The organism is Enterococcus sp. HMSC076E04 (assembly GCF_001814285.1).
GTDB classification, from domain to species: Bacteria; Bacillota; Bacilli; order Lactobacillales; family Enterococcaceae; genus Enterococcus_B; species Enterococcus_B lactis.
Window position 1 is genome coordinate 24,533 of sequence record NZ_KV815572.1, and the last position, 6,343, is coordinate 30,875.

The window sequence follows — 6,343 nt, forward strand, 5'->3', positions numbered from 1 at the left end:
TTTGTTGATTATCGTCCGCTAATTTGGTGGTTAATTTACTCACATTCATTCCTCGCTTCTGCTATTTCTTCGGATAGTGGACTAAATTCCTGCCCGTTTAAAGTTTCCGCCATTTTCGAAAATATCAGTTAGATGGTTTTCCATCTCCTCATCAGACAAATATCCAAATGGTTCCCAGTCAAAGGTGTAATCACAAGATCCATCAAAACTGATAGGCATTAATTCCAAGCCGTATGATCCAAAACCGCAAATCACACTTGCTCCCCAACCGTTTGGGAATTTATAAATCCGATGGTTAGCAATCGTATTATGACCAGTAGTCATATAATCTCGATATCTATTGCATTCTGTTCTCATTTTTTCTCCTCCACATACCTAAACTGTCGTCCTTTTGAATCAATCCATGAGCTCCTAGCTCTATCCCAAATAATGTTTTTGCTTAATCCAGTAATTTCAGATAACTGTTCAGCAGTACCTGTTACTAGAATTCGATCACCATGCCAGATTGCAATTTTTCTCGGCGTTCTCCGTTTGGTTTTTTCATTCCACATTGATTTACCGAGCTTTTGGACTTCTGCAACTATTTCTTTGTCTTCCTGCCAAGATTCTGACTTGGTTAATTCAGCAATTCTTTTCATTGCTGCTTTCTTATCCACGCTCATTCCTCCAATCGATGGATTTCCCTTCTTAAATTCTCTATGTGCAAATCGATTGCCTTTCTCGCCGTTTCATTGACCATCACTGCCTTTGTCCGCTCCAGATCGTCAATCTCACGTTGAATGCTTCGAATTCGCATTTGAATCACTTCTTCTGTTGTCATGATCTCTTCCTTTCTCATTAAAACGGAAGTTCTAAATCAGTATTCATTGACGGACCATCAAACGGATTGGAATTAACGTTTTTTGATTGATTGTTTTGAGCGTGTGATAAGTCGTTAGAGCTGTTTTGGTTGTTCCCTTTATAATTTGTCGTCTGATTGTTCGAAACGCCTGTATCGTTGTTAGAACGGCTCTCAAGTAAATTGAAGCGTTCTACGACTACTTCCGTCACAAAAACTCGGTTTCCTTGTTGATTTTCATAGCTTCTGGTTTGAATACGCCCAATCAATCCAATTAACGAACCTTTTTTCGTATAGTTTGCTAAAATTTCAGCTGTTTTTCTCCACGCTACACAATTGATAAAGTCTGCTTCTCTATTTCCATTCGCATCTTTGAAGTCACGGTTTACTGCTAATGTGAAAGTCGCTACTCCTGTTCCACTTGTTGTGGTTCTAAGCTCTGGGTCTTTTGTCAATCTTCCTACTAAAGCCACTGTATTAATCATCTATTCTTCCTCCAAATCGTTTATCGTTCTTTTTCCTTCGACTATCTCAATCGCTTGTTCTAAATTCCAAGCCACACCATTCAATACCTTGTGTTCGTTCGCTGATTCCAAAAATTTCACTTGGTCTTTTGATGGTCTTCCCTTGCCAATCTTCACTTCAACAAAAAATAGTTTCCCATCACCACTTCTTGCCCCAAATAAATCAGGAAAGCCCTTTTCTAGCCCTTGTCCTCTCGTTTTGTAAGTCAGTTTCTTTCCTGAATCTACTTGCCAACACTTATGCCCTAAATTTCTTAGCTCGTTTTTGATTTGTTTTTGAAGGTCTAACTCGTTCAAATGTCTACCACTCCATTTTTCTTTTCATATTCTGCAATCTCTATCGCAAGCCATTTCGTTTCTTCAGCCATCTCCATCAAGTCGTTTTCAGTCAATATCATCACTTGTTTCTCTAATAACCTTACTAACTTACTTCTTTGCAATTGATTCTCTTTGAAGATTGCTAAATAAGTTTCCCCGTCCATTTATCCTCTCCACTCGTCAAAGTCAATGCTAAAATCCATGAATTTCTTGTTGAAAATAAACGGTGCTATACCTGTCATGCCTTCTCTGTTTTTCGCAACGTCACACCGTATCTTTTGGCTATCATTTTCATCAGCGGATAGTAGCAAAGTGACGTTTGCATCTTGCTCTAATGATCCTGATTCTTTTAAATCGCTTAGCATTGGCCGCTTATCTTGCCGTTGTTCAACCGCACGACTTAACTGTGCCAATAAAACAATCGTGATTCCGTAATCAGTCGTGAGTTTTTTTAGTTCCCTAGTGACTTCATTCATTACTTGCCGTTCATTTTTTCGTGTGTCGTTGACAGTGATAAGTCCTGCGTAGTCTACAAAAGCAACATATCGCTTAGCCCCAACACGTTTTTTGATTGCATACTTAATATCATTCAAATTTGAGTATTCAGAAGTATAAACACGCATATCGAACGCTTGTTTCATTTCTTCGTATGCTTTTCTTGCTTTTCTCTTGTTGTCGTCGGTCAATTTATCTTTTCCAACGAACAGCAGTGAATTAATTCTTGTTACTTTAGACACAAGACGAGTCATCAGCTCATTTTGCCCCATCTCGAAAGTAAAGAAGTCGCAAGCTACGTTATCGTTTTTTGTGAACAACTCGTACATGATGTTTAAGGCAAATGCCGTTTTCCCTGTTGCCGGTCTACCTGCCAAAACAATCAATTTCCCACCTGTTATCCCTCCACCTAAAAAGTCATCTAATGGTTTGTAGGTAGTCATTGCGTTACTAGGTTTTTCCAACATTTCGCAAAATTCAGCGAATGCTTTATCTAACCTGCCGTCAGACTTAATAAAATTGATTTCTCGCTTTTCTTCGAGTAGCCTTTGTAATTTGTCACCATCTGTCTTAGAAAGTGTCTGTGCGTACTCTATTGATGCTGTGTGTAATCTACGATCAAGATAGCTATCGTGTATTTGTCTTGCTAACTCTCTTTCGATACCAAGTTGCTTAGCTAATCCTTTTAGAGTTTCTAATTCATCAACTGTTCCAGCGTTCAATAAGTCAATACTGCGCATTTCCCTATGAACCTGTTCTACGGTGTAGTTCATTCCTCTAAGCCTTGTTAATGACTCGACAATCATCTTTGCTTGAGTATTTTCAAACCATTCAGAATCTACATCAATGCTTGTAATGATAGATGGATTGTTTAACATTTCCGCCACTAAACTAAGTTCATTGTTCATACGCTTCTGCTATCCTCCGCTGTGATTCTGCTATCTCATCTGATATTGTCTTTTTAGTGTTGACAGAATAATCGTATTCATCTTCCCAACCACGATTACTAAACCAAGTTGACCCATGTTTGATATAGCTTTCTTCTATTTTTTTAGTTTCTATTTCTTTTTTATAAGATAGTATTCCATCTTGTATCTGTTTATTTGTAGCACCATCTTTGATTGCTTTTTTGTAATGCTTGAACGCAGCTGTTTTCCCTTTTTTTCTAGGGTATAATTTCCAAAGTTTATCAAAGTCATTTTTCAGCTTTGATGAAGAATGATCTATATTATTAAATGTATTATTAAAAGATGTATTATTATCTTTGACTTTTTCGTCAATAGGGGTATTGCGTTTTTCGTCAATAGGGTATTGATTAATTCGTAGGTACCTATTGATTATTTGATTGGTACCCTCTTTGTAAATGATTTCCCGATTCAAGTATCCAAACTTAATCAAATCACTTACCCATCGCGATATGGTCTCTTTATTCACACCATATAAATCTGCAAAGTACTCATTGCCTGCCCAACAAAAGCCTCTTTCATTACACAAGGCCGTTATCTCTCCGTATAACAACTTAGTATTTGGTTTAAGTCTTTTGTCGTACCTTACGTTGGCCGGTATAATCGCATAATAACTTCGATGTTCTGTCATTTTTACCCTCCAATATTTAACTTCTTGATTGTCTCCTGGTTTAACTTGATTCCTTTGATTTGATATTTATTTTTGAAATTGATCACACCTATCTTGTGTTTCTCCGTGTGATGGATTCTGCAGAGTGCTGCAAATGTGTACTCTGAATGATCAACTTCTTTGCGCTTTCGTCTTCCTAGCGCTTTGTCAAAGTGATCGATGTCAGCTCCTGTTTTGCCACAGATGCAACAAACTCTTTTTGTAATGCATTTGTAGAAGTAGTACTCTTGGTTCGCAGGTAAAATCTCATAGCCTTCTTTGAAAGGAATATGATGTTCAAAGATAAAATCTAGGATGATATTCGCTAAGATATTGGCATCACTCACGGTTGTATTCGATTCGTCTTTGAGGCTTATTTCGCGCCCTGTGACACCTTCAAAACGGAAGTAGAAGAATTCCTTCCAGAAGTCCGTTGGCATGCCTGTATCGATGAAAATATCGCCTATGAGCGCATAGATGAAGTTTCTTTGCTGTACTGTGAACCGACGTGGATCAATAAAGCGAATTTCAATGACTCGATCGCCATCGTAGCCGTCATACATCGTCTTCAATCGCTCGATATTCACTTCTTCATTGATTCTTGCCACTATCTGGTTGCCTTTGAATCTTCTTAGTACCGCCGAGTATGAGTCTATTAACGGTTTAAACATTCATATCACTTCTTATCCAATTCTTTTCTCTTAGCTGCTATTGCTCGCTCCATCAAGGCGCATTGCTCATAGCTTAACTGTTCAATAGTTTCAACGTTATCAGCTAAGAGCCCTAATTTATCTGTCTGCTCATTAACATATTCGATTAAGGTTTTGGTCATATCTTTACCCATCTGCTCATTGAAAGCTTCTAGAATCGTCTCTAGCATGTTTAATTTCTTTGTATCGATTCTAGGTGGTGTTGGAATATCTTCCCCTTGAAATACATATAATCCCAGTCCGTGTAGAGCCAATGCTTTCACAAAGCATCGCTTCAATGAGTTATTGATTTGCATAGCATTTGGCTTAACAACTGGTTGGTTTCGATAATCTAAAACAGGAAATAACTCGGTTTCCGTGTGTCCTTTAACCGTTACTGAGACAGATACATAAGTCCCAGTTTCATCCATAAGAAAAGGTTTATATTCCTCAACAAGAAAGTCTTGATGAGTTCCAGAAACAACCCTGTAGTGTTTGTACTCATTAATAGTTACCGTTGCCTGTGGATCATTCTTTTTCATAATCTCCCACGCGTGAGCCCAAGATAAATAATCAAAATTTCCTTTTTTCTTGAGAATTTTATTTAACTTACGACTAAAAAGTTTTTCAAAGTTCGTTGTCCCTTTGATTTCACTCATCAAATTCTGCCTCCATTTCAGCAATGTATTTCTTACCTGGTCCGTAATAAGAGATATCAATCAAGTTATCTCTGTCGTACTCTTCTAGCGCATCAATCAAGCCATCTTCGATGACGTAAATATATTCAGGTTTATTCGAATGCTTCGATAAATGGATAAGATAAACATGATCCCAAATAGTTACAAGGTTACCTAAATCATCTTGATCACAAGCTAGTTCTTCATTCGTCAAAAGATTTCGTCTGATTTTTCGACCACTTGTTTCCTCAATTTTCGGCTTGCCCCAATCAGGATCAATCAAATATTGATCTAGAGTGGAAAGTTCTTTTTCCATATGCTAAAATCTCCTTATGATGTGTTTTCTTTGTGACTCTTTGCTTGCCGGCAGAGTCACTTTTTTATTTGTTGCCAAGCTTTTTGCTTATCAATATGTTGTTGGCTTAGGATGCTTGGTTTATTGTGTCTCCACCAGCGATTAGCAATTACCGTCCCTATTCTTAGCGCTTCAGCTCTATTCATTTTCATCACCGAAAAGTCTTTGTTGTCTGTTCAGTTGATCGATTTCCATGCGGATCGCAGTTTCTGGTAACCACATTTCAATAAATGAAACAGCATCATCGAATCTCTTACGAGGTAACTCGCCATATCTTGGGATTGAAAAGGTACGTTTAAATTCAGACCAAAATTTCGAGAATACTTTTTTGCTGATTTCTTCATAAGCTCGGCTTTCTTTACCTCCTAAAACTTCCATAACTTTCATATTTCCTTTTTGCTTAATTTCAAACTCTTGTTGTCCGCTAATTCGCATAGTATCTTTAAGCATGGAGACATCTTTTTTAACATCTTTCATTTCTTCTAGTTGGTAGATCATCATATCTTCAATTGTTTGAGGAACAGTATTCTTGCGAATAACATCTTCCATTTCGTTGAATGCTTCAATGTATTTTTGTTTGAAGTAAATAGCTTTCTTTCCTGTAAAACCCATAGCCAACAAGAAAAAACCATCTCTACTAATGAAGAAAACTCGTCGATTTCTGCCGTATGAATCTGGTTCATTACCTTCCACAAACATCTGTCCAAAATTGGACACATCTTTTTTTAGTGCATCAATATCTCTTAAAACATGTTGATGTTTTTTCTCGAAGCTTTCTGCCACTTGTAAGCTCGTAGTCACAGCTTCTTTATTTTTCAAAATTACTAATTCTT

At 37.4% G+C, this 6,343-nt stretch carries 12 protein-coding genes; all 12 read right to left on the minus strand.

The window, feature by feature from the left end:
- Positions 1-81: 81 nt before the first annotated feature.
- Positions 82-357, minus strand: a complete 276-nt coding sequence (locus HMPREF2961_RS01925) for a hypothetical protein (protein WP_002333651.1) — start codon at positions 355-357, stop codon at positions 82-84.
- Positions 354-662, minus strand: coding sequence for a hypothetical protein (locus HMPREF2961_RS01930; protein WP_083314196.1), 309 nt, complete (start codon positions 660-662; stop codon positions 354-356). The genes HMPREF2961_RS01925 and HMPREF2961_RS01930 overlap by 4 nt, the downstream gene beginning before the upstream one ends.
- On the minus strand, positions 659-820 hold the full coding sequence (locus HMPREF2961_RS01935) for an antitoxin (RefSeq protein ID WP_002323911.1): 162 nt from the start codon (positions 818-820) through the stop codon (positions 659-661). The genes HMPREF2961_RS01930 and HMPREF2961_RS01935 overlap by 4 nt, the downstream gene beginning before the upstream one ends.
- 17 nt (positions 821-837) lie before the next feature.
- Positions 838-1,323 carry a single-stranded DNA-binding protein gene (gene ssb / locus HMPREF2961_RS01940; protein ID WP_070703873.1) on the minus strand — a complete coding sequence of 162 codons (486 nt, stop codon included), beginning with the start codon at positions 1,321-1,323 and terminating at the stop codon, positions 838-840.
- Positions 1,324-1,659, minus strand: coding sequence for a VRR-NUC domain-containing protein (locus HMPREF2961_RS01945; RefSeq protein ID WP_002346392.1), 336 nt, complete (start codon positions 1,657-1,659; stop codon positions 1,324-1,326). It abuts the gene before it with no gap.
- A complete protein-coding gene (locus HMPREF2961_RS01950; protein WP_002346393.1) occupies positions 1,656-1,844 on the minus strand; it encodes a hypothetical protein in 189 nt (62 codons plus the stop codon). The genes HMPREF2961_RS01945 and HMPREF2961_RS01950 overlap by 4 nt, the downstream gene beginning before the upstream one ends.
- On the minus strand, positions 1,845-3,083 hold the full coding sequence (locus tag HMPREF2961_RS01955) for a DnaB-like helicase C-terminal domain-containing protein (protein ID WP_070703875.1): 1,239 nt from the start codon (positions 3,081-3,083) through the stop codon (positions 1,845-1,847). It lies immediately after the preceding gene.
- Entirely contained in the window at positions 3,073-3,771 is a 699-nt protein-coding gene (locus HMPREF2961_RS15595; RefSeq protein ID WP_256277956.1) for a helix-turn-helix domain-containing protein, read from the minus strand. The genes HMPREF2961_RS01955 and HMPREF2961_RS15595 overlap by 11 nt, the downstream gene beginning before the upstream one ends.
- Positions 3,772-3,773: 2 nt before the next feature.
- A complete protein-coding gene (locus tag HMPREF2961_RS01965; RefSeq protein WP_070703877.1) occupies positions 3,774-4,460 on the minus strand; it encodes a putative HNHc nuclease in 687 nt (228 codons plus the stop codon).
- 5 nt (positions 4,461-4,465) lie between these two features.
- Positions 4,466-5,137, minus strand: coding sequence for a DUF1071 domain-containing protein (locus HMPREF2961_RS01970; RefSeq protein ID WP_002286557.1), 672 nt, complete (start codon positions 5,135-5,137; stop codon positions 4,466-4,468).
- The gene (locus tag HMPREF2961_RS01975) at positions 5,130-5,471 is read right to left on the minus strand and encodes a hypothetical protein (protein WP_010726204.1); all 342 of its coding nucleotides are present in this window, start codon (positions 5,469-5,471) and stop codon (positions 5,130-5,132) included. The genes HMPREF2961_RS01970 and HMPREF2961_RS01975 overlap by 8 nt, the downstream gene beginning before the upstream one ends.
- Before the next feature lie 177 nt (positions 5,472-5,648).
- A partial coding sequence (locus HMPREF2961_RS01980; RefSeq protein WP_256277957.1) for a Rha family transcriptional regulator occupies positions 5,649-6,343 on the minus strand: 695 nt, incomplete at its 5' end.